Origin of the sequence: Pseudomonas pergaminensis (assembly GCF_024112395.2) — a bacterium.
Classification (GTDB): Bacteria; Pseudomonadota; Gammaproteobacteria; order Pseudomonadales; family Pseudomonadaceae; genus Aquipseudomonas; species Aquipseudomonas pergaminensis.
The window spans coordinates 4,496,452-4,516,488 of sequence record NZ_CP078013.2 but is presented as its reverse complement, the minus strand read 5'-3'; the positions used below and the strand labels follow the sequence as shown (position 1 = coordinate 4,516,488).

The window sequence follows — 20,037 nt, the reverse complement described above, 5'->3', positions numbered from 1 at the left end:
AGCAAGCCCGCTCCCACATTTTGCTAGGGGCCAATCCGTAACAAAAGTGCCCATCGCGCTTTACGGTCTTTATAATGGCCGCCTTTGCGCAACTCATCAGGCTCTCAGTTCTTGGCAAATATAGATAATCCGGCTGCCGAAATGGCGGCCGCAGGCTTTTACCGCATCGCCCTGGGCGTGGAATACAAAGGTTCGCGCTATCGCGGCTGGCAGCGTCAGGCGTCTGGCGTGCTGACGGTGCAGGAAACCCTGGAAAATGCCCTGTCCAAAGTTGCTGATTCGCCGGTGTCGCTGATGTGCGCCGGGCGCACCGATGCGGGCGTGCATGCTTGCGGCCAGGTGGTGCATTTCGACACCCAGGCAGAACGCTCCATGAAGGCCTGGGTGATGGGCGCTAATATCAATCTGCCCCATGACGTCAGTGTCAGCTGGGCCAAGGTCATGCCCGCGCATTTCCACGCGCGCTTCAAGGCCATCGCCCGGCGTTATCGCTATGTGATCTACAACGACCAGATCCGCCCGGCGCACCTCAACGAAGAAATCACCTGGAACCATCGCCCGCTCGACGCCGAGCGCATGGCCGAAGCCGCGCAGCACCTGGTGGGCGTGCATGATTTCAGCGCCTTCCGTGCCGGCCAGTGCCAGGCCAAGTCGCCGATCAAGGAAGTCCATCACCTGCGCGTGACCCGCCACGGCAAGATGATCGTGCTGGATATCCGCGCCGGGGCGTTCCTGCACCATATGGTTCGAAACATTGCCGGGGTGCTGATGACCATCGGCACCGGCGAGCGCCCGGTGGAGTGGGCCAAGGAAGTGCTGGAAAGCCGGGTTCGCCGTACCGGCGGGGTCACGGCGCATCCGTTCGGCCTATACCTGGTGGATGTGGAGTACCGCGACGAGTTCGAACTGCCGGATCGTTTCATCGGGCCACACTTCCTCACAGGTTTCAGCGAACTTGGCGGCTGACGCCCGGAAAAGCTTTTGTTACCATCCGGGACTTTCTCGGTCCAACCCCTGAGGTTTCCACGACATGTCAGCCGTTCGCAGCAAGATTTGCGGGATTGCCCGCATAGAAGACGCTCTGGCGGCAGTCGAGGCGGGGGCGGATGCCATTGGTTTCGTGTTTTACGCCAAGAGCCCACGGGCGGTGAATGTGTTGCAGGCGCGGGCGATCATCGCCGCCTTGCCGCCGTTCGTGACTACCGTGGGGTTGTTCGTCGACGCGAGCCGTTGCGAACTCAACGAAACCCTGGATGCCGTACCGCTGGATATGCTGCAGTTTCACGGCGACGAGACGCCCGACGAATGTGAAAGCTACCAGCGCCCGTACATCAAGGCATTGCGCGTCAAGGCCGGGGATGACATTGCAGCCGCCTGTGCCGCCTATGGTGGCGCTCGCGGGATCCTGCTCGACACCTACGTCGAAGGCGTGCCCGGTGGAACCGGTGAAGCGTTCGATTGGTCGCTGATTCCCGCAGGGCTGAGCAAGCCGATTATCCTGGCCGGCGGGCTCAACCCTGCGAATGTCGGGGCGGCGATCAAGCAGGTTCGCCCGTATGCCGTGGATGTCAGCGGTGGGGTAGAGCAGGGCAAGGGCATCAAGGATCACAGCAAGATTCGCGCATTCATGCAGGCCGTGCGCAACAGCAGCGGTGGGATGTGACGGCTGGCAGTCTGCCGCCGTCCATAACTACCACTGTGTAAAACAGCCCGGCGCCGCCTGTGGGTGGCTCGGAAATGAAGTGGCAACCCTGCGCTGGCAGGTTGTCTGGAAGGCTGAGGATACATGCGGGAAAAGGCCGGTCGAACGTCTGACCCCGTCCAGCATGTGTCATCGCCACATATGAATTTAGCTCAAGGGCATACGCGGGGCTGTGTTCAAGCCACCGGTACTGGAGAAAGAAAGCATGAGCAACTGGTTAGTAGACAAACTGATCCCTTCGATCATGCGTTCCGAGGTGAAGAAAAGCTCGGTTCCTGAAGGTCTGTGGCACAAGTGCCCATCCTGCGACGCGGTGCTGTACCGCCCGGAGCTGGAAAAGACCCTGGACGTTTGCCCCAAGTGCAACCACCACATGCGTATCGGCGCCCGCGCCCGCATCGACATCTTCCTCGACGCCGAAGGCCGTAACGAGCTGGGCGCCGACCTGGAACCAGTGGACCGTCTCAAGTTCCGTGACGGCAAGAAGTACAAGGACCGCCTGACCGCTGCGCAAAAGCAGACCGGCGAGAAAGACGCGCTGATTTCCGTCAGCGGCAAGCTGCTGGGCATGCCTGTCGTGGTGTCGGCGTTCGAGTTCTCCTTCATGGGCGGCTCCATGGGTGCCATCGTCGGCGAGCGCTTTGTCCGCGCGGCCAACTACGCCCTGGAAAACCGTTGCCCGATGATCTGCTTCGCCGCCTCCGGTGGTGCGCGTATGCAGGAAGCCCTGATTTCCCTGATGCAAATGGCCAAGACCTCCGCGGTACTGGCGCGTCTGCGCGAAGAAGGCATCCCGTTCATCTCCGTGCTGACTGACCCTGTCTACGGCGGCGTATCCGCCAGCCTGGCGATGCTGGGTGACGTGATCGTTGGCGAGCCAAAGGCCCTGATCGGCTTTGCCGGCCCGCGCGTGATCGAGCAGACCGTGCGTGAAAAACTGCCGGAAGGCTTCCAGCGCAGCGAGTTCCTGCTGGAGCACGGCGCGATCGACCTGATCATCCCGCGCGGCGAGTTGCGTCCACGCCTGGGCAACCTGCTGGCACAAATGATGGGCCTGCCGACGCCTGTCTACATCGCGCCTAAGGTCGAGCCGATTGTTGTGCCGCCGGTGCCTGCAAACCTATGACCCAACGTACCCTGGGCGAATGGCTCGCCTACCTTGAGCAGTTGCATCCGTCCGCCATCGACATGGGCCTGGAGCGCTCGCAACAGGTAGCGGCCCGCCTTGGGTTGGGCCGGCCGGCGCCGCGAGTGATCACGGTGACCGGCACCAACGGCAAAGGCTCTACCTGTGCCTTTGTCGCGGCGCTGCTGCAGGCCCAAGGGCTGAAAGTCGGCGTCTACAATTCCCCGCACCTGCTGCGTTACAACGAGCGGGTGCAGCTCAATGGCGTCGAAGCCACCGATGAGCAACTCTGCGAAGCCTTCGCCGCACTCGATGCCGGCCGGGGTGAGACATCCCTGACTTACTTCGAGATGGGCACCCTGGCGGCGTTCTGGCTGTTCGAGCGTGCGCAACTGGATGTGGTGGTGCTGGAAGTCGGCCTGGGCGGACGCCTGGACACGGTCAATGTGGTGGATGCCGATCTGGCGCTGGTCACCAGTATTGGTGTGGACCACGCCGACTACCTGGGCAATACCCGCGAATCCGTGGCCTACGAAAAGGCCGGGATCTTCCGGCAGGGCAAGCCAGCGCTGTGTGGTGACCTGGATCCGCCACACACCTTGCTGGACAAGGTGCGCGAGCTGGATTGCCCTTTTTTCCTGCGCGGTCGCGAATTCAACCTTGAGATCGGTGAGCAGCACTGGCAATGGCGTGGGCGCGATGCACAAGGCCAGGCTGTGGAGCTGCGCGATCTGCCGCTGCTGAACCTGCCGATGGAAAACGCCGCGCTCGCGCTGCAGGCTTATCTGCTGTTGGATCTGCCGTGGAATGCCGAGCAGATCGCCGCCACCTTGTTGGCGACGCGCGTGGTCGGGCGTCTGGATCGACGTGAGTTCCAATGGCAGGGCAGGCGCCTGAACCTGCTGCTGGATGTGGGCCACAACCCCCATGCGGCCGAGTACCTGGCACAACGCCTGTCGCGCAGGCCACCGGTCGGCCGTCGCCTTGCAGTATTCGGTTTGCTCGCCGATAAGGACCTGGAGGGCGTGGTCGCGCCCTTGCTGGGCAATGTCCAGGCTTGGGCCGTGGCGCCTCTGGATACCTCGCGCAGCCGTCCGGCGACCGAACTGGAAGTGGCCTTGCAGAACCTTGGTGCGCCGGTGACGTCGTATGCAAGCGTGACCGATGCCCTTGAAGCACAGTGCGCCATTGCCACGCCCGACGATGAGATTCTGTTGTTCGGGTCATTTTATTGTGTTGCCGAGGCGCTTGAGTGGTTGGCCCGGCGCTCCACGGAGGAAGCTGCACATGGCATTACTGGATAGCGCGTACAAGCAGCGAATGGTCGGAGCCTTGGTGCTGGTGGCATTGGCGGTGATTTTCCTGCCGATGCTGTTTTCCCGCCAGGACGAAGAGCGTCAGGTTGTCGTCGAAGCCCCGGCTGCGCCCCAGGCGCCCGCAGTGCCCCAGGTGCAGGTTGAACCGGTGGTGGTGCCTGAGCCCCAGGCATTGCCTGAAGAAGAGCCTGTACCGACTGACGATGAAGTGGCTGCGCAGCAGGCACCGTCGATGCCGGTGCAACCCAGCGTGCCAGTGGTCAAGCCAGCACCCGCGGCGCCGGTTGTCGCCACCAAGCCCGCTGCGCCCGCACCTGCACCCAAGCCGGTAGCGCCGCAACCTGCCGCCCCGGGCAAGCCGGATGTGGGGCAGAGCCGTATCGACCCGAATGGCTTGCCGATCAGTTGGTCGATCCAGGTCGCCAGCCTGGGCAATCGCGAAGGCGCCGACGCCTTGCAGAAGAAGCTGCGTAGCCAGGGCTACAACGCCTATATTCGAAGCGCCGACGGCAAGAATCGGGTGTTTATCGGCCCGCTGATCGAGCGTGCCGAGGCGGATCGCCTGCGGGACCTGCTGGATCGCCAGCAGAACCTTAAAGGATTCGTCACTCGTTTCCAGCCTGAACGCGGCTGATTTGATCCCTGCTTGAGATGCGGCATACCTTTAGGAGCCCGGCTTGCCGGCGATGGCGTCGATAAGATCGCTATCGCCGGCAAGCCGGGCTCCTACATTCAGGGGTACAACCCATTGATTTGCAAAGCTGCCGTAATCACAGCTTACCGATAGCCCGACGCTCTGCTAAAATGCGCCGCCTTATCTGTCCGTAGGCTCAAACGTGCCATTTACCTGGGTTGATTGGGCGATCGTTGCAATCGTCGCCATCTCCGCTTTGATCAGTCTAAGCCGCGGCTTCGTAAAAGAAGCACTGTCGTTGCTGACCTGGATCATCGCAGGAGTCGTAGCCTGGATGTTCGGCGGTTCATTGTCGGTCTACCTGGCCGGATACATCGAGACACCTTCGGCTCGCGTCATCGCGGGCTGCGCCATCATGTTCATCGCCACGCTGCTGGTGGGGGCAATGGTCAATTATCTTATTGGCGAGTTGATACGTGTCACCGGCCTCTCCGGGACCGATCGATTTCTCGGCATGGCCTTCGGCGCCGCGCGTGGCGCGTTGCTGGTGGTCGTGGCGGTCGGGCTGTTGAGCCTGGGGCCGGTACAGCAGGATTCGTGGTGGCAGGAGTCGGTACTCGTGCCAAAATTTCTATTGGTTGCAGATTGGTCCAAAAACCTCATTCTGGGGTGGAGCAGTCAGTGGCTGGCCAGCGGAATCAGCGTACCCGCTGATCTTCCGTTCAAGGAACACCTCTTACCGGCCAAAACGCCTCAGTAAGCTGTGTTCAGTCAAGATTCATTAAGTAGGGGTTGCGTCGCATGTGTGGCATCGTCGGTATCGTCGGTAAGTCGAACGTCAATCAGGCGCTGTATGACGCGCTAACCGTCCTCCAGCACCGCGGCCAGGACGCTGCCGGTATTGTGACCAGCCACGACGGCCGGTTATTCCTGCGCAAGGACAATGGCCTGGTACGTGACGTGTTTCACCAGCGTCACATGCAGCGCCTGGTCGGGCACATGGGCATTGGCCATGTGCGTTACCCGACTGCCGGTAGCTCGACGTCGGCCGAAGCTCAACCGTTTTACGTCAACTCGCCTTACGGCATCACCCTGGCGCACAACGGTAACCTGACCAACGTTGAACAGTTGGCCAAGGAGATTTACGAATCTGACCTGCGCCACGTCAACACCAGTTCCGACTCGGAAGTGCTGCTCAACGTGTTCGCCCACGAGCTGGCCCAGCGCGGCAAGCTGCAGCCGACCGAAGAAGACGTGTTCGCTGCCGTCACCGACGTGCACAACCGTTGCGTCGGCGGTTATGCCGTAGTGGCCATGGTCACCGGTTATGGCATCGTCGGCTTCCGTGACCCGCACGGCATTCGCCCGATCGTGTTCGGCCAGCGTCACACCGACGAAGGCGTCGAGTACATGATCGCCTCCGAAAGCGTGTCCCTGGACGTGCTGGGTTTCACCCTGATCCGCGACCTCGCGCCAGGCGAAGCGGTGTACATCACCGAAGACGGCAAGCTGCACACCCGCCAGTGCGCCGTGGCACCGAAACTCACCCCGTGCATCTTCGAGCACGTCTACCTGGCGCGTCCGGATTCGATCATCGACGGCGTTTCGGTGTACAAGGCGCGTCTGCGCATGGGCGAGAAGCTGGCCGAGAAAATCCTGCGCGAGCGTCCTGAGCATGACATCGACGTGGTGATCCCGATCCCGGACACCAGCCGTACCGCCGCGCTGGAGCTGGCCAACCACCTGGGCGTCAAGTTCCGCGAAGGCTTCGTGAAGAACCGCTACATTGGCCGGACCTTCATCATGCCGGGCCAGGCAGCGCGCAAGAAGTCGGTACGCCAGAAGCTCAACGCCATCGAGCTGGAATTCCGCGGCAAGAACGTGATGCTGGTGGATGATTCCATCGTGCGTGGCACCACCTGCAAGCAGATCATCCAGATGGCCCGCGAAGCCGGTGCGAAGAACGTGTATTTCTGTTCCGCAGCACCTGCCGTGCGTTACCCGAACGTATACGGTATCGATATGCCGAGCGCCCACGAACTGATCGCTCACAACCGTTCGACCCAGGACGTGGCCGACCTGATCGGTGCCGATTGGCTGATCTACCAGGACTTGCCGGACCTGATCGAAGCGGTCGGTGGTGGCAAAATCAAGATCGACCAGTTCGACTGCGCCGTGTTTGACGGCAAGTATGTGACCGGTGACGTCGACGAGGCGTACCTGGACAAGATCGAGCAGGCGCGTAACGACTCGTCGAAGATCAAGACCCAGGCGGTCAGCGCGATCATCGACCTGTACAACAACTGAGTGACAACCGGCCCTGAGGGGCCGGTTTTGTATCTTAAATAAAGAATTGAGTAAGGAGTCGCAGCATGAGTCAGGAATGGGATGCCGGTCGGTTGGACAGCGACCTCGATGGCGTAGCTTTCGATACCCTGGCTGTGCGCGCCGGCCAGCACCGCACCCCGGAAGGTGAGCACGGCGACCCGATGTTCTTCACTTCCAGCTATGTGTTCCGCACCGCCGCCGATGCCGCTGCGCGCTTTGCTGGCGAAGTGCCGGGCAACGTGTATTCGCGCTATACCAACCCGACCGTGCGCGCGTTCGAAGAGCGTATCGCGGCGTTGGAAGGCGCTGAGCAAGCTGTGGCCACGGCCACCGGCATGGCGGCGATCCTGGCGGTGGTCATGAGCCTGTGCAGTGCCGGCGACCATGTGCTGGTGTCGCGCAGTGTGTTCGGTTCGACCATCAGCCTGTTCGAAAAGTACTTCAAGCGTTTCGGTATCGAAGTGGACTACGTGCCCTTGGCGGACTTGTCTGGCTGGGAGGCAGCGATCAAGGCCAACACCAAGTTGCTGTTCGTCGAGTCGCCGTCCAACCCATTGGCCGAACTGGTGGATATCGCTGCATTGTCCGAAGTGGCGCATGCCAAGGGCACCCTGCTGGTGGTCGACAACTGCTTCTGCACCCCGGCGCTGCAGCAGCCGTTGAAGCTGGGCGCGGACATCGTCGTGCATTCGGCGACCAAGTTCATCGACGGCCAGGGTCGTTGCATGGGCGGTGTGGTTGCGGGTCGCAGTGAGCAGATGAAAGAGGTCGTGGGCTTCCTGCGCACCGCTGGCCCAAGCTTGAGCCCATTCAACGCCTGGATCTTCCTCAAGGGCTTGGAAACCCTCAACCTGCGCATGAAGGCCCATTGCGCCAACGCCCAGGCGCTGGCCGAGTGGCTGGAGCAGCAAGACGGTATCGAGAAGGTGCATTACGCCGGCCTCAAGAGCCACCCGCAGCACGCGTTGGCCCAGCGCCAGCAGCGCGGTTTTGGTGCCGTGGTGAGCTTCGAAGTCAAGGGCGGCAAAGAGGGCGCCTGGCGTTTTATCGATGCGACGCGCCTGATCTCCATCACCGCCAACCTGGGTGACAGCAAGACCACCATTACCCACCCGAGTACCACTTCCCACGGGCGCCTGGCGCCGCAGGAGCGTGAGGCAGCGGGTATCCGTGACAGCCTGATCCGCATCGCGGTTGGCCTGGAAGACGTGGCTGACTTGCAGGCTGACCTGGCTCGCGGGCTGGCAGCCTTGTGATCGAGTGGTCCATGGAAGCCGCAGCCGCCAGTAACGGGCGTGTCGCACTGGTCACCGGTGCGGCGCGGGGCATTGGTCTCGGGATTGCCGCGTGGCTGATCAGCGAAGGCTGGCAGGTGGTGTTGACCGACCTGGACCGCGAGCGCGGTTCCAAGGTGTCCAAGGTGCTGGGCGAGAACGCCTGGTTTATCAGCATGGACGTGGCCGACGAGAAGCAAGTGGCCCAGGGTGTCGCCGAAGTGCTGGGGCAGTTTGGGCGCCTGGACGCGTTGGTCTGCAACGCGGCAGTGGCCGACCCGCGCAATATCACCCTGGAAAGCCTGGACCTGGCTTACTGGAATCGGGTGCTGGCCGTGAACCTCGGTGGGCCGATGTTATTGGCCAAGCACTGCGCGCCGTACCTGCGCGCCCACGGTGGTGCCATCGTCAATCTGGCGTCGACACGGGCTCGCCAGTCGGAGCCGGACACCGAGGCTTATGCCGCAAGCAAAGGCGGCCTGCTGGCCCTCACGCATGCCCTGGCGATGAGCCTGGGCCCGGAAGTAAGGGTCAATGCGGTCAGTCCTGGCTGGATCGATGCGCGTGATCCTGCAGCACGTCGTGCCGAGCCGCTGAGCGACACCGACCACGCCCAGCATCCGGCGGGCAGGGTGGGCACTGTAGAAGACGTAGCGGCGATGGTGGCATGGCTGCTGTCGCGCCAGGCGGGGTTTGTCACCGGGCAAGAGTTTGTCGTGGACGGTGGCATGAGCAAGAAGATGATTTACAGCGAGTAGGGCGGGTTGCCGTCTTGAAGTCATTTTGTCTTTTTCAGAAAAACTTCAAGCGGGCTATTGACTTAGGTCCGCTACCTGCGTAAATTTCGCGGCCTCAACGAAGCAAAGGGTGATTAGCTCAGCTGGGAGAGCATCTGCCTTACAAGCAGAGGGTCGGCGGTTCGATCCCGTCATCACCCACCACTTCTTGAGAGTTTTGCCCCAGGGCAAGACGCAACGCTAAAGGTTGCACCGACGCGCAGCGGTAGTTCAGTCGGTTAGAATACCGGCCTGTCACGCCGGGGGTCGCGGGTTCGAGTCCCGTCCGCTGCGCCATATTTTCCAAGTCTGATTTGTCGGGCTTGAGATTGAACAGCCAAGGCTGATCGATCAGATGTTTAAGGACGGTTGAGGCCTTACGCTCAGCCGGTCAAGCGATACGCAGCGGTAGTTCAGTCGGTTAGAATACCGGCCTGTCACGCCGGGGGTCGCGGGTTCGAGTCCCGTCCGCTGCGCCATATCTGCCTCAAGGCCCACTGAACGCCTTGAAGCGCAAAGAAAGCCTCTGGCTACTTTGATCCGATAGCAAAGACCCTGGTCGAAAGACCGGGGTTTTTTGTGTCTGCGATTTGATAAGTACGACCCGTAGGAGCCCGCGTGCGGCCTCCTACAGGTTTCGGTTCAGAACCCCAGTTTGTCGCGTAGGCCGTAATACCAGGCGCCCATTGCCGCGAACGGTGTACGCAACAATTGCCCGCCTGGGAACGGGTAGTGCGGCAGGTCGGCAAATGCATCAAAGCGCTCTGCCTGGCCTCTGAGGGCTTCCGCCAGTACCTTGCCGGCCAAATGCGTGTACGTCACGCCGTGGCCGCTGCAGCCCTGCGAGTAATAGATGTTGTCGCCCAGGCGCCCCACCTGCGGCAAGCGCGACAGGGTGAGTAGGAAATTGCCGGTCCAGGCGTAGTCGATCTTCACATCCTTGAGCTGCGGGAATGCCTTGAGCATCTTCGGACGAATGATCGCCTCGATATTCGCCGGGTCGCGCGCGCCGTATACCACGCCGCCGCCGAAGATCAGGCGCTTATCGCTGGTGAGGCGGTAGTAGTCGAGCAGGTAATTGCAGTCTTCTACGCAGTAATCCTGCGGCAGTAGCGTCTTCGCCAGTTCGTCGCCCAGGGGGGCCGTGGTGATCACTTGTGTGCCGCACGGCATCGACTTGGCCGCCAGCTCTGGCACGAGGTTGCCCAAGTAGGCATTGCCCGCGACGATGATGAACTTGGCCCTGACCTTGCCCTCGGCGGTGTGCACCACCGGGTTGGCACCGCGCTCGATATGCACCGCAGCCGATTGTTCGTAGATCGTACCGCCCAGGGATTCCACGGCAGCCGCTTCGCCGAGTGCGAGGTTAAGCGGATGGATGTGCCCGCCGCTCATGTCCAGCAGGCCACCCACATAGTTGTCACAGGCCACCACGTCACGAATGCGGCGCTCGTCCAGCAGCTCCAGCTGAGTATGGCCGTAGCGCTCCCACAGGCGCTTCTGCGATTCCAGGTGGCCCATGTGCTTGCTGTTGAGCGCGGCGAACACGCCGCCATCCTTCAAGTCGCACTGGATCTGATACTTGGCCACCCGCTCGCGAATGATCCTGCCGCCTTCAAACGCCATCTCTCCCAGCAATTGCGCCTGCTTGGGCCCGACACTGTGCTCGATCACATCGATATCACGGCTGTAGCTGTTGACGATCTGCCCGCCGTTGCGGCCCGAGGCGCCAAACCCCACCTTGGCGGCTTCCAGCACCGTCACGCGAAAACCGTTCTCCAGCAGGAACAGCGCGCTGGAGAGGCCGGTGTAGCCAGCGCCGATCACGCACACATCGGTTTCGACCTCGCCTTGCAGTACGGGACGGGGAGGAACGGCATTCGCGGAAGCGGCGTAATACGACTGGGGGTAGGGGGTGTTCGCCATCCTGGAACCTCTGTTTTATATTTTTTACGAGTGCGCCGATCCTACCTGAGTTGAAAATTGCCTGCCAGCCACCCGAAATCCACGGGTGTGCCCCACGCAAATAAAAAATTCGCATATTCATAGGGTTAGCTGCAAAAAAGATGTTGACACCCCTCCGGAATTCCGTAGAATGCCGCCTCACAGCAGGCACGTAGCTCAGTTGGTTAGAGCACCACCTTGACATGGTGGGGGTCGTTGGTTCGAGTCCAATCGCGCCTACCAAACAAAATCCGCTCTGCTGGGCGGTCTAGAAGGGCTCACCGAAAGGTGGGCCCTTTTTTGTTGTCTGCGATTTGCAAAACTTTTGCAAAACCCCCACCTCAGAACGCCAGTTCGGCGCCCACCTTCAATCTTGGGCGGGCTCTCCGGCAGGGTGTTCGTCAATGTCGAGCACGATAAGAAATCGTCGAACGACGCTCCAACCGGAATGGCTCACTCAGCTTCGCGTCAATACACTTTCCCCCGCCTGCGCCGGCAACCGATACACATCCACCAACGCCAACGCCCCCAGCAACGCCACCCCCACAAACGCCACCCGGAAATCCACAACCTGGGCCTGAACCTCATGCCCTTGCACCGTCATGGATGCGCGCAACAACAACGCGGCCACCGTCACACCCATGCCCATGGCCAGCTGGAACGACATGCTGAACAATGCCGACGCCTCGCTCATGCGTGCTTTGGGCACGTCGGCAAAGCCAATCGAGTTGTAGCAAGTGAACTGCATCGAGCGTGACAGCCCGCCCACGAACAACACCGCTGCAATCACTGCAAACGGTGTCTGCGCCGTAAACAAGGCGCAGGCCGCGATTGACACCACGCCGATCATGCCATTGACCATGAGCACCTTGCGAAACCCGAAGCGCTGCATGATGGCTGTGGTGAATGGCTTCATCGCCAGGTTGCCGGCGAAGACCGCCAGCACCAACAAGCCGGCATCCACCGGGGACAAGCCGAAGGCAACCTGGAACAGCAGCGGCAACAGGAAGGGGAGTGCGCTGATGGCCAGGCGGAACAGTGAGCCGCCATAGATGCTGACGCGGAAGGTGTTGATGGACAGCGTTTCCAGCGGCAGCAACGAGTCGGAGTAATGCCGGCAATGGTGCACGGCCCAGACCGACAGCAGTAGGCCCGCCGCCACCAATCCGGCGCCGGGGATGAGCATTTCGCCGGACTGGCTACCCAGCCATTCCAGCCCACCCAGCAATGCCACGCAGGCGCCCGCGAGCAACACAAAGCCCTTCGCATCGAACTTGCGCACGCTGGCCTCGCGGCCTTCCGGTACCAGCCACAGTGCGGCGGCCAGTGCCAAGGCGCCCAGCGGCAGGTTCACGTAGAAGATCCATGGCCACGAAGCATGGGTCACGATCAACCCACCGGCCAATGGCCCCAGGATCGGCGCCACCAGCCCTGGCCAGGTGATGATCGCGATCATTTTCACCAAGTCTTTTTTGTCGGTATTGCGCAGCACTGCCAGGCGCCCCACCGGCACCATCAGGGCGCCGCCGATGCCCTGCAGGACGCGGGCGAACACGAACATCTCAAGGCTCTGGCTCAGGCCACACAGTAATGAGGCGAGGGTAAAGGCGATGATCGCGCCGGCAAATACCCGGCGCGCTCCAAATCGGTCAGCGACCCAGCTGGACAGTGGGATGAAGATCGCCACGGCGAGAATGTAGGCGGTGATGCCGATGTTCATGTCGACCGGCGTCACCCCGAAGGCCGATGCCATGGTCGGCAGGGCGGTGGCGATCACCGTCGCATCGAGGTTTTCCATGAAGAAGGTCACGGCGACCACCAGGGCAATCAAGCGGGTTTTTACGCTGAGGTCGGTGTCGGGTGTTGTGGAAGAAGTCACCGGTGCAGGCCCTTGTTCAATGAAGGTCGCTTGGGCTGACGATACCGGGCGGCAGCCTTAGCCGCTACCGCCAAGAAAAAACTGCAGCAGCGCCAGTTCAACGACCGCCACCAGCAGCAAAAACATCACGAACCCCAATGAGAACACGCGTTTTCGCCGCGGTGGTGTGTAGTCGCCCGCGAACTCAAGCAGCTTGAACACGACGTCGATGAGCTTCCAGATACATTCGAGGAGTTCGCTCACAGCGGCGGTTTACTTGGCCTTTGCACTCTTGATATCGCTGATCATCTGCTTGGCAATCGCCTGCACCTGCTTCTGAGTCATGGCCGAGGCAATGCCTTCCCAGGCGGAGGATGACGTGTCGTAGGTGCGCGAGCCAATCGGGGCGCCGGATTTCAGGTCGGAATAGTCGGCGCGGGAGAACACCCAGGCGTTGCCGACCAATGCACCGGCGACATAGCGTGAACCCGGCTCGATGTAGCGGAACTTGCTCACATTAATGTTAATGCCGACGCCGTCTTCACCACTCGGCGCCACTGCGGGGCTTTCGGTGACATTGAAGCCGGCCTGGCGAGCTTCGACCTGCAGCGCGTTGTTCCAGTCACGCTTGAGCAGGTTCCAGTCCGGGTTTTGCTCGACCTGTCCTTCGCCCTTGATGCTGACCACGAGGTTGTGTTTCGCGGATTCCGGGATCGCCAGTGCGGCGCTGCCGCCACTTTTTACCTTGGCGGCGCAACCGCCCAGCATGGACAACGCAACGGCGCAGGAGAGGGCGATCAGGACCTTTTGGGTTTTCATTGAATTTCCATATCCGCAACAGTAATCGGGAGGGGTGTAATGATTTGAGGCGCGTGCCTGATAAACAGGCGGCGCTAAGATGCGCGAATCCCTGCCGGTCTGTCCACATCTCGTTACATGCGCGGTGTGGCATCACCGACAAAATTTATTGGTTCGCAGCAACAATTTTTCTTGTTGGACACCTCCCGCTCCCAGGCAGCAAAGTTGCCGCCACTGACGCTCGACCTTACGGGTCAACAATAAAAAACCGAGCCGACTGCACGCCACTTCTTGCTGTGAACCCGTTGTTCACATCCTGCTGTAATGGCGCCGCAGCGCGCACTTAAGGACCTCACCGCCATGCAAACTGTTGTGAACTTATGGCCGTTGATCGGCGTACTTGTGATCGTGGTTGGCTTTGTCTTGCGCTTCAACCCTTTGCTGGTGGTGACCGCCGCCGCTATAGCCACCGGGTTTGCCGCTCATTTCCCGCTGGAAAAAATCCTCGCCACCATGGGCGATGGCTTCCTTCAAACCCGCGCCCTGCAATTGATTCTATTATTGCCCCTGGCGGTCATCGGCCTGCTGGAGCGTCACGGGCTGCGCCTGCATGCGCAGAACTGGATTGCGCGGTTCGAGCGCGCCACGGTGGGGCGTTTGTTGATCATCTATCTGTTTGTGCGCGAATCCACGGCCGCCATGGGCTTGACCAGCCTGGGTGGGCACCCGCAGATGGTGCGTCCACTGCTGGCACCGATGGCCGAAGGCGCGGCGGAGAAACGCTACGGCAAGCTGCCAGACAAGTTGCGTCACAAGGTGTTGGCCATGTGCGCCGCGACGGACAACGTCGGGCTGTTTTTTGGTGAAGACATTTTTGTCGCCTTTGGCGCGATCGCGCTGATGCACACCTTCCTGCTCGGTTCGGGCATTGATGTGGAGCCACTGCACATTGCGGTGTGGGGGATTCCGACAGCGATCTGCGCGTTCATCATCCACGCCATCCGCCTGCATCGGTTCGACCGAAGGCTCACCCGTGAGATGACGACTGCCGCCACCCCCGTGGAGGCCGCGCAATGATTATTTCCATTCAATACCTTTACTGGCTGGCCGGGGTTCTGCTGCTGATCACGGCAGGCATGATCGTGATGGACCGGACCCATCCCAAGCGCTGGTCCACGGCACTGTTCTGGCTGTTGTTCGCCATTCCATTCCTGATCGGCGAGCGTCTGCCCTCAGTGGCCATCGGCGCTGGTGTCGTGGTGATGGCGTTGATCGCCGGCATGGGCGGTGTTGGCCGTGGCAAACATGCCGAACTGCATGACAAGGCATCCCGTGCCAGTGCCGGCCGCCTGGGTCATAAGCTGTTTATCCCGGCGCTGGCCATTCCCCTAACCACCGTGATCGGCTCGGTTTTGCTCAAACACACCGAGATCGGCGGCGTCCCGCTGCTGGACCCGAAAAACACCACCTTTGTGTCCCTGGGCATCGGCTGCCTGATCGCTCTGGGCCTGGCTTGCTGGCTGACCCGTGATACGCCGGTACAGGCCTTGCGCGAGTCCCGTCGCCTGACTGAAGCGCTTGGCTGGGCCATGGTGCTTCCGCAGATGCTGGCAATGCTGGGTTTGCTGTTTAACGAAGCTGGGGTCGGCACGGCTGTCGCGCATGTCACCACCACTTATATCAACCTGGATTACAAGTTGGTGGCAGTGATGGTCTACGTGCTGGGCATGGCGTTGTTTACGGTGATCATGGGGAATGGCTTCGCGGCGTTCCCGGTGATGACCGGCGGCGTCGGCGTGCCGGTGCTGGTCGGTATCTACGGCGGTAATCCGGCGGTGATGGCGGCGATCGGCATGTTCTCCGGCTACTGCGGTACCCTGATGACCCCGATGGCCGCCAACTTCAATATCGTGCCGGCGGCGTTGCTCGAGCTGCCGGACAAGAACGCAGTGATCAAGGCTCAGTTGCCAACTGCGTTGATGATGCTGGTGGTCAATATTGTGCTGCTTTACCTGCTGATGTGAGGCCAGGATGCAAATCATACTGCTGACGGGATTTGAACCCTTTGATCAAGACCCGGTGAACCCGTCCTGGGAAGCGGTGCGCCAACTGGACGGCGTGCCACTGGGCGTCGATGCGCAGATTGTTGCGCGCCGCCTGCCTTGTGCATTTGCCACCGCTGGCGAGCGCCTGAGTCAGTTGATCGACGAGCTGCGCCCAGCGATGGTGATCGCCACTGGCCTGGGGCCAGGGCGTAGCGATATCTCAGTCGAACGGGTGGCGATCAATATCAACGATGCACGCATCCCCGATAACCTCGGCGAGCAGCCAATCGATACGGCAGTGGTGGCTGGCGGCCCGGCGGCGTATTTCACGACGCTGCCGATCAAGGCGATGGTCAAGGCCGTGCGCGAAGCGGGAATCGCGGCCTCGGTATCGCAGACGGCAGGGACGTTCGTGTGTAATCAGATTTTTTATCTGTTGCAGCATGCGCTTGCAGGGTCTGGGATACGCAGTGGGTTTATCCACGTACCGCTTTTGCCGGAACAGGTGGCGGGAGCACAGCGGCCCTCGATGGCGCTGGATACGATGGTCGCGGGATTGCAGACGGCTGTACTGACAGCGTGGCATACACCGGTGGACACGAAAGAAGCGGGCGGGCAAGTCAGCTGACCGGCCCGACGCTTCTCAAACTGCAAACAGTCGAGTGAGCCCGAAGGTGATGGCGCAGGCCAGGCCTGTCATTGCGAAGGCAGTGGCCACGTACCACTTGATAAGGTTCAGTTCAGTGGTTGCGAGGTCTGCCTTGGACGCGAAGTGCTTATCCATGGCGTCTGCCTTGCTCGAAACGGTGATCAGCTTCTCATTCATTTCAGCCAGCCCCTTTTCCAGTAAACCTAAACGTATTTCCATTTCCGAATCTCCATTTGTCGACGGTTGCCGGCTCTGCCTTGAGCCCCTTGGAAATGAGAATAGTGTGGCTTCAGTCCAACCGTAAGCGACAAACCTTTGCAAAATAACACTGGGCGTTCGCCGTTCAGTTTTCGCGTTTCGGAAAGTACAGCTCAAAACACGTCACCCCCGCATCACTGCTGACGCTGTAACGGCCGTTATGCAGTTGCATGATGGTCGCCACGATCGACAAGCCCAACCCATTGGACTGCGCCGAACGTTCCCGTGACTCATCCACCCGGTAAAACCGTTCGAACAGTCGCGGCAGGTGCTCGGCGGCGATGGTTTCGCCTCGATTGCTGACTCTCAGGTGAATGCCTTCGGCACTTGGAATCGCCCGGATCTCCAGTGTTGTCCCCGGCGCACCATATTTGACGGCGTTGGCGCACAGGTTCGCCAGCGCCCTGCGCAGCAGCATCGGTTCCGCCCAGATCACGCCGTCACCTTCGGCCTGAATGCTGATGTCCACATCACCCGCCAAACCCTCGAAGTACTCGGCGATGCGTTCCACCTCGTCCGCTGCGCTGAGTTCCTGGCGCTGGCGCAGGGCGCTGGCCGGGTCGGTTCGGGCCAGGAACAGCATGTTGTCGAGCATCCGCGCCAGGCGCTCAAGTTCTTCAACGTTGGATGCCAGCAGTTGCTGATAGCTCTCGATGCTGCGGTTCTGTTGCAGGGCGACCTGGGTTTCCCCCAGCAGGTTATTGATGGGCGTACGCAGCTCGTGGGCCATGTCGGTGGACACCTGGCCCAGTTGCACAAAGCCCTTGGCCAGCCGCTCAAGCATGGTGTTGAACGAATCAATCATCGGCAGCAGCTCTTTCGGCGCGCCGTGGCTGTCGAGGCGTTCGGCAAGGTTGCCGACACCAATGCCCTGGGCATGCCGTGCCAGGCGGCGAAGCGGTAACAGCCCACGATGGACGAACAAGTAACCCACCACGGCCAGGATGATGGCGGCAATGCTCGCCAGGATATAAACGCTCAAGCGATAGCTGGCGAGCACGGCGGTGCGCTCGGTCATCAGGCGCCCCGTAGTCACTTGCAGGCTGCCCAGGTCACCGGAGTCGATGGACGCGGCCACGGTGGCGAGAGGTACGCCATTGATGCCGGGAAAATGGTGCACGTCGGCGAACGTCAGTTCATGGTGTTTGGGGACTGGCGGCACGGCAGGCAGCTCGATATTGCCGGGGTTGACCGTCAGCAATGGCTTCTGCCCTGGCGCGGCGATGCTCAGCACCGATTCGCGGTTGCCCAGCATGTTCTGGAACAGTTCCGGCTTGGTCTTGATCAGGTCCAGGGTGTTGCTGTCATTGAGCAAGTTGCGCAACTGATCGATGCGGTAGATCAACGCCGCGTCGTCACGCATGATCAATTCCCGCTCCAGCTCGCGATACAGTGCCACACCGAGGGTCGCTAGCAAGGCGAAGGCGAGCAGGGCGAAGATCAACGCCAGGCGCAGGGTCAGGGAGTAATGGCGAGGCTTGCTCATGGCTGGGTATCGAAGCGGTAGCCGATGCCGCGCACGCTGTGGATCAGTTTGAGCTGGAAAGGATCGTCGATTTTCAAGCGCAGTCGCCGCACGGCTACGTCTACCACGTTAGTGTCGCTGTCGAAGTTCATGTCCCACACTCGCGACGCGATCAGCGAGCGGGAGAGCACCTGGTCCTGATGAGTCGCGAACAGATGCAACAGGGCGAACTCTTTGTTGGTCAGGGTGATGCGGGTGCCGGCGCGGGTGACACGGCGCTTCAGTACATCGATTTGCAGGTCGGCGATTTGCAGTTGTTCCTCGTCCCGGCTCGGGCCGCGACGGGTCAGGGTACGCAAGCGTGCCACCAGTTCGGCGAAGGAAAACGGCTTGATCAGGTAATCATCGGCCCCCAGTTCCAGGCCCTTGATGCGGTCGGCAATGTCGTCGCGGGCCGTCAGGAAAAGCACCGGCGTATCGGCTTCCTTGCGCAGGCGGCGCAGCACTTCCCAGCCGTCCATTTTGGGCATCATCACGTCCAGCACGATCACGTCGAACGGCGTTTCCAGGGCTTGGTGCAAGCCGTCCACGCCGTCGCGGGCGAGGCTGACGGAGTAGCCCAATTCCTGCAGGCCATTGAGCAGGTAATTGCCTGCCTTGGGTTCGTCTTCGACTACGAGAATGTTCATGGGAAGTGCCCTGTTTCAATGCGTGGCGCAAGTGTAGCCCGATCAATTGTCACTGGCGCAACCAATGCCCTGGACCTGGTAGTCCAGCACGTGTTCGCGGCCCTGGCTGTCCAGGTAGTCGAGTCGTGCCGGGACGATGCCGCATTGACCGTAGGTGTCGGTGCTCGACAGCACTTTGGCCACATCCAGGTGTACGAAAAAGCCGGTCTTGTCGTGGATCACAGGTTCAGCAGCAAACACGGAACCGGTCGCGAGCAAAGCGGCAAAGCCGAGGATAAACAGTTTCATGGTGGTATCTCTCTTAAAGGGTTGGCTGTCAGGTCGTGGCAGTGAGTTCACAGTAACCAGGCTCCCCGAACAGCCAACCAACAGGATGATGACAAATGTGTAATGCAGGACTCAGGGCTGACGGCCAGAGGCTTCGAGGATCAGGTCGGTGATTTCCTTGGCGTGGGACACCAGCGACAAGTGGCTCGAAGGCAGCTCGATGGTGGTGGCGTTCATGCGCTTGGCGAGGAAGCGCTCCAGGTCCGGGTTGATGGTCTGGTCATTTGCCGACACCGCGTACCAGGACGGCTTGGTGTGCCACGCGGCATTGACGGTGCGGCCGCTGAACAGGGTCTTGGTGATGGGTTGCTGCAAGGCGTAGAGCTCGAGGGCCTTGGCGCGTGGTACATCGGCGGCAAAGTACTTGAGGAAGGCGTCCTGGCTCAGGGTGAGGTAGCCGCCGTGGTCTTCGACACCGGCGCGCACCGGCATGGTCGGGTACTTGGCCGAGAGCGCGACGAAGTCTTCGTTGGCGTCCGGCGCACGCGCGGCGACGTACACCAGGGCGCTGACCTTGGGGTTGACCCCGGCGTCGCTGACCACGGTGCCGGCATAGGAATGGCCGACCAGCACCGTGGGGCCATCTTGTTGGTCAAGCACACGGTTGGTGGCGGCGACATCGTCGGCCACCGAGGTCAGGGGGTTCTGCACGGCCGTGACGTGCAGGCCAGCGGCCTGGAGACGGGTGATCACCTCGGACCAGCTTGAACCGTCAGCCCAGGAACCGTGCACCAGCACCACGTTATTGGCTTTGACCGGCGTGACGGTGCTCGCCATGGCGGTGCCGGTACCCAGCATCAACAGGCTGGCGGCGATCAGGCAGAGTTTACTTGCAGGTTTCATGGGTG

General features: G+C 61.1%; 21 protein-coding genes and 4 tRNA genes. 16 read left to right on the top strand and 9 right to left on the bottom strand.

Translation table 11 applies throughout. From position 1 onward, the window contains the following. The first annotated feature begins 141 nt into the window (after positions 1-141). From truA to KUA23_RS20325, 12 genes are all read left to right on the top strand, one after another. Positions 142-966, top strand: a complete 825-nt coding sequence (truA, locus tag KUA23_RS20380; protein WP_078049422.1) for a tRNA pseudouridine(38-40) synthase TruA — start codon at positions 142-144, stop codon at positions 964-966. 64 nt (positions 967-1,030) lie between these two features. Then, entirely contained in the window at positions 1,031-1,663 is a 633-nt protein-coding gene (locus KUA23_RS20375; protein ID WP_252992736.1) for a phosphoribosylanthranilate isomerase, read from the top strand. A 244-nt stretch (positions 1,664-1,907) separates the two neighbouring features. Further along, entirely contained in the window at positions 1,908-2,828 is a 921-nt protein-coding gene (gene accD / locus KUA23_RS20370) for an acetyl-CoA carboxylase, carboxyltransferase subunit beta (RefSeq protein ID WP_078049420.1), read from the top strand. Then, positions 2,825-4,132, top strand: a complete 1,308-nt coding sequence (gene folC / locus KUA23_RS20365) for a bifunctional tetrahydrofolate synthase/dihydrofolate synthase (RefSeq protein ID WP_099492917.1) — start codon at positions 2,825-2,827, stop codon at positions 4,130-4,132. Before accD ends, folC begins: the two co-directional genes overlap by 4 nt. Next, positions 4,116-4,778, top strand: a complete 663-nt coding sequence (locus tag KUA23_RS20360; protein ID WP_078049418.1) for an SPOR domain-containing protein — start codon at positions 4,116-4,118, stop codon at positions 4,776-4,778. The genes folC and KUA23_RS20360 overlap by 17 nt, the downstream gene beginning before the upstream one ends. A gap of 202 nt (positions 4,779-4,980) precedes the next feature. Beyond that, complete coding sequence (locus KUA23_RS20355; RefSeq protein WP_003192538.1) at positions 4,981-5,538, top strand: CvpA family protein; 558 nt, start codon at positions 4,981-4,983, stop codon at positions 5,536-5,538. 41 nt (positions 5,539-5,579) lie between these two features. Next, entirely contained in the window at positions 5,580-7,085 is a 1,506-nt protein-coding gene (gene purF, locus KUA23_RS20350) for an amidophosphoribosyltransferase (RefSeq protein WP_078049417.1), read from the top strand. A gap of 65 nt (positions 7,086-7,150) precedes the next feature. Next, on the top strand, positions 7,151-8,362 hold the full coding sequence (locus tag KUA23_RS20345) for an O-succinylhomoserine sulfhydrylase (protein WP_078049416.1): 1,212 nt from the start codon (positions 7,151-7,153) through the stop codon (positions 8,360-8,362). 11 nt (positions 8,363-8,373) lie between these two features. Beyond that, on the top strand, positions 8,374-9,138 hold the full coding sequence (locus KUA23_RS20340; protein WP_078049415.1) for an SDR family oxidoreductase: 765 nt from the start codon (positions 8,374-8,376) through the stop codon (positions 9,136-9,138). Between the two features lie 107 nt (positions 9,139-9,245). Further along, positions 9,246-9,321 (top strand) — tRNA-Val (locus tag KUA23_RS20335). A 55-nt stretch (positions 9,322-9,376) separates the two neighbouring features. Then, positions 9,377-9,453, top strand: a tRNA-Asp gene (locus tag KUA23_RS20330). 105 nt (positions 9,454-9,558) lie between these two features. Beyond that, a tRNA-Asp gene (locus KUA23_RS20325) sits at positions 9,559-9,635 on the top strand. 163 nt (positions 9,636-9,798) lie between these two features. Here the strand turns inward: KUA23_RS20325 and KUA23_RS20320 are convergent. Then, the gene (locus tag KUA23_RS20320) at positions 9,799-11,082 is read right to left on the bottom strand and encodes an NAD(P)/FAD-dependent oxidoreductase (protein WP_252992735.1); all 1,284 of its coding nucleotides are present in this window, start codon (positions 11,080-11,082) and stop codon (positions 9,799-9,801) included. A gap of 184 nt (positions 11,083-11,266) precedes the next feature. On the opposite strand from KUA23_RS20320, the gene KUA23_RS20315 reads away from it, so the two are divergent. Next, positions 11,267-11,343: transfer RNA gene (locus KUA23_RS20315), tRNA-Val, on the top strand. A 214-nt stretch (positions 11,344-11,557) separates the two neighbouring features. Here KUA23_RS20315 and KUA23_RS20310 read toward each other — a convergent pair. From KUA23_RS20310 to KUA23_RS20300, 3 genes are read right to left on the bottom strand one after another with little or no spacing between them, the layout of a single operon-like run. Next, complete coding sequence (locus tag KUA23_RS20310) at positions 11,558-12,979, bottom strand: MFS transporter (protein WP_256997318.1); 1,422 nt, start codon at positions 12,977-12,979, stop codon at positions 11,558-11,560. A 57-nt stretch (positions 12,980-13,036) separates the two neighbouring features. Then, on the bottom strand, positions 13,037-13,222 hold the full coding sequence (locus KUA23_RS20305) for a hypothetical protein (RefSeq protein ID WP_100490190.1): 186 nt from the start codon (positions 13,220-13,222) through the stop codon (positions 13,037-13,039). 9 nt (positions 13,223-13,231) lie between these two features. Next, positions 13,232-13,777 (bottom strand): DUF4410 domain-containing protein, encoded by a 546-nt coding sequence (locus KUA23_RS20300; RefSeq protein ID WP_100490191.1) that lies wholly within the window; start codon positions 13,775-13,777, stop codon positions 13,232-13,234. A 339-nt stretch (positions 13,778-14,116) separates the two neighbouring features. On the opposite strand from KUA23_RS20300, the gene KUA23_RS20295 reads away from it, so the two are divergent. The 3 genes from KUA23_RS20295 to pcp are packed head-to-tail and all read left to right on the top strand — an operon-like array spanning position 14,117 to position 16,429. After that, positions 14,117-14,833, top strand: a complete 717-nt coding sequence (locus KUA23_RS20295; protein WP_078049410.1) for a DUF969 domain-containing protein — start codon at positions 14,117-14,119, stop codon at positions 14,831-14,833. Beyond that, positions 14,830-15,780: a DUF979 domain-containing protein gene (locus KUA23_RS20290; RefSeq protein ID WP_078049409.1), complete on the top strand. Its 951-nt coding sequence runs from the start codon at positions 14,830-14,832 to the stop codon at positions 15,778-15,780. Before KUA23_RS20295 ends, KUA23_RS20290 begins: the two co-directional genes overlap by 4 nt. A 7-nt stretch (positions 15,781-15,787) precedes the next feature. Then, the gene (gene pcp, locus KUA23_RS20285) at positions 15,788-16,429 is read left to right on the top strand and encodes a pyroglutamyl-peptidase I (protein WP_099492560.1); all 642 of its coding nucleotides are present in this window, start codon (positions 15,788-15,790) and stop codon (positions 16,427-16,429) included. 15 nt (positions 16,430-16,444) lie between these two features. On the opposite strand, the gene KUA23_RS20280 is transcribed toward pcp, so the two are convergent. The 5 genes from KUA23_RS20280 to KUA23_RS20260 all read right to left on the bottom strand — a co-directional run bounded on the left by KUA23_RS20280 (position 16,445) and on the right by KUA23_RS20260 (position 20,032). After that, positions 16,445-16,669 (bottom strand): hypothetical protein, encoded by a 225-nt coding sequence (locus tag KUA23_RS20280; protein ID WP_099492561.1) that lies wholly within the window; start codon positions 16,667-16,669, stop codon positions 16,445-16,447. 124 nt (positions 16,670-16,793) lie between these two features. Beyond that, positions 16,794-18,194 carry a heavy metal sensor histidine kinase gene (locus KUA23_RS20275; protein ID WP_252992734.1) on the bottom strand — a complete coding sequence of 467 codons (1,401 nt, stop codon included), beginning with the start codon at positions 18,192-18,194 and terminating at the stop codon, positions 16,794-16,796. After that, positions 18,191-18,862: a heavy metal response regulator transcription factor gene (locus tag KUA23_RS20270; RefSeq protein ID WP_010209090.1), complete on the bottom strand. Its 672-nt coding sequence runs from the start codon at positions 18,860-18,862 to the stop codon at positions 18,191-18,193. Before KUA23_RS20270 ends, KUA23_RS20275 begins: the two co-directional genes overlap by 4 nt. Positions 18,863-18,904: 42 nt before the next feature. Further along, complete coding sequence (locus KUA23_RS20265) at positions 18,905-19,150, bottom strand: DUF2790 domain-containing protein (RefSeq protein ID WP_025857849.1); 246 nt, start codon at positions 19,148-19,150, stop codon at positions 18,905-18,907. Between the two features lie 111 nt (positions 19,151-19,261). After that, on the bottom strand, positions 19,262-20,032 hold the full coding sequence (locus KUA23_RS20260) for an alpha/beta fold hydrolase (protein WP_252992733.1): 771 nt from the start codon (positions 20,030-20,032) through the stop codon (positions 19,262-19,264). Between the last annotated feature and the right edge of the window lie 5 nt (positions 20,033-20,037).

Coding starts and splice junctions, on each gene's coding strand:
- truA (WP_078049422.1), top strand. CDS start 142: ATGGCGGCCGCAGGCTTTTACCGCATCGCCCTGGGCGTGGAATACAAA.
- KUA23_RS20375 (WP_252992736.1), top strand. CDS start 1,031: ATGTCAGCCGTTCGCAGCAAGATTTGCGGGATTGCCCGCATAGAAGAC.
- accD (WP_078049420.1), top strand. CDS start 1,908: ATGAGCAACTGGTTAGTAGACAAACTGATCCCTTCGATCATGCGTTCC.
- folC (WP_099492917.1), top strand. CDS start 2,825: ATGACCCAACGTACCCTGGGCGAATGGCTCGCCTACCTTGAGCAGTTG.
- KUA23_RS20360 (WP_078049418.1), top strand. CDS start 4,116: ATGGCATTACTGGATAGCGCGTACAAGCAGCGAATGGTCGGAGCCTTG.
- purF (WP_078049417.1), top strand. CDS start 5,580: ATGTGTGGCATCGTCGGTATCGTCGGTAAGTCGAACGTCAATCAGGCG.
- KUA23_RS20345 (WP_078049416.1), top strand. CDS start 7,151: ATGAGTCAGGAATGGGATGCCGGTCGGTTGGACAGCGACCTCGATGGC.
- KUA23_RS20340 (WP_078049415.1), top strand. CDS start 8,374: ATGGAAGCCGCAGCCGCCAGTAACGGGCGTGTCGCACTGGTCACCGGT.
- KUA23_RS20320 (WP_252992735.1), bottom strand. CDS start 11,082: ATGGCGAACACCCCCTACCCCCAGTCGTATTACGCCGCTTCCGCGAAT.
- KUA23_RS20300 (WP_100490191.1), bottom strand. CDS start 13,777: ATGAAAACCCAAAAGGTCCTGATCGCCCTCTCCTGCGCCGTTGCGTTG.
- KUA23_RS20295 (WP_078049410.1), top strand. CDS start 14,117: ATGCAAACTGTTGTGAACTTATGGCCGTTGATCGGCGTACTTGTGATC.
- KUA23_RS20290 (WP_078049409.1), top strand. CDS start 14,830: ATGATTATTTCCATTCAATACCTTTACTGGCTGGCCGGGGTTCTGCTG.
- pcp (WP_099492560.1), top strand. CDS start 15,788: ATGCAAATCATACTGCTGACGGGATTTGAACCCTTTGATCAAGACCCG.
- KUA23_RS20280 (WP_099492561.1), bottom strand. CDS start 16,669: ATGGAAATACGTTTAGGTTTACTGGAAAAGGGGCTGGCTGAAATGAAT.
- KUA23_RS20275 (WP_252992734.1), bottom strand. CDS start 18,194: ATGAGCAAGCCTCGCCATTACTCCCTGACCCTGCGCCTGGCGTTGATC.
- KUA23_RS20270 (WP_010209090.1), bottom strand. CDS start 18,862: ATGAACATTCTCGTAGTCGAAGACGAACCCAAGGCAGGCAATTACCTG.
- KUA23_RS20265 (WP_025857849.1), bottom strand. CDS start 19,150: ATGAAACTGTTTATCCTCGGCTTTGCCGCTTTGCTCGCGACCGGTTCC.
- KUA23_RS20260 (WP_252992733.1), bottom strand. CDS start 20,032: ATGAAACCTGCAAGTAAACTCTGCCTGATCGCCGCCAGCCTGTTGATG.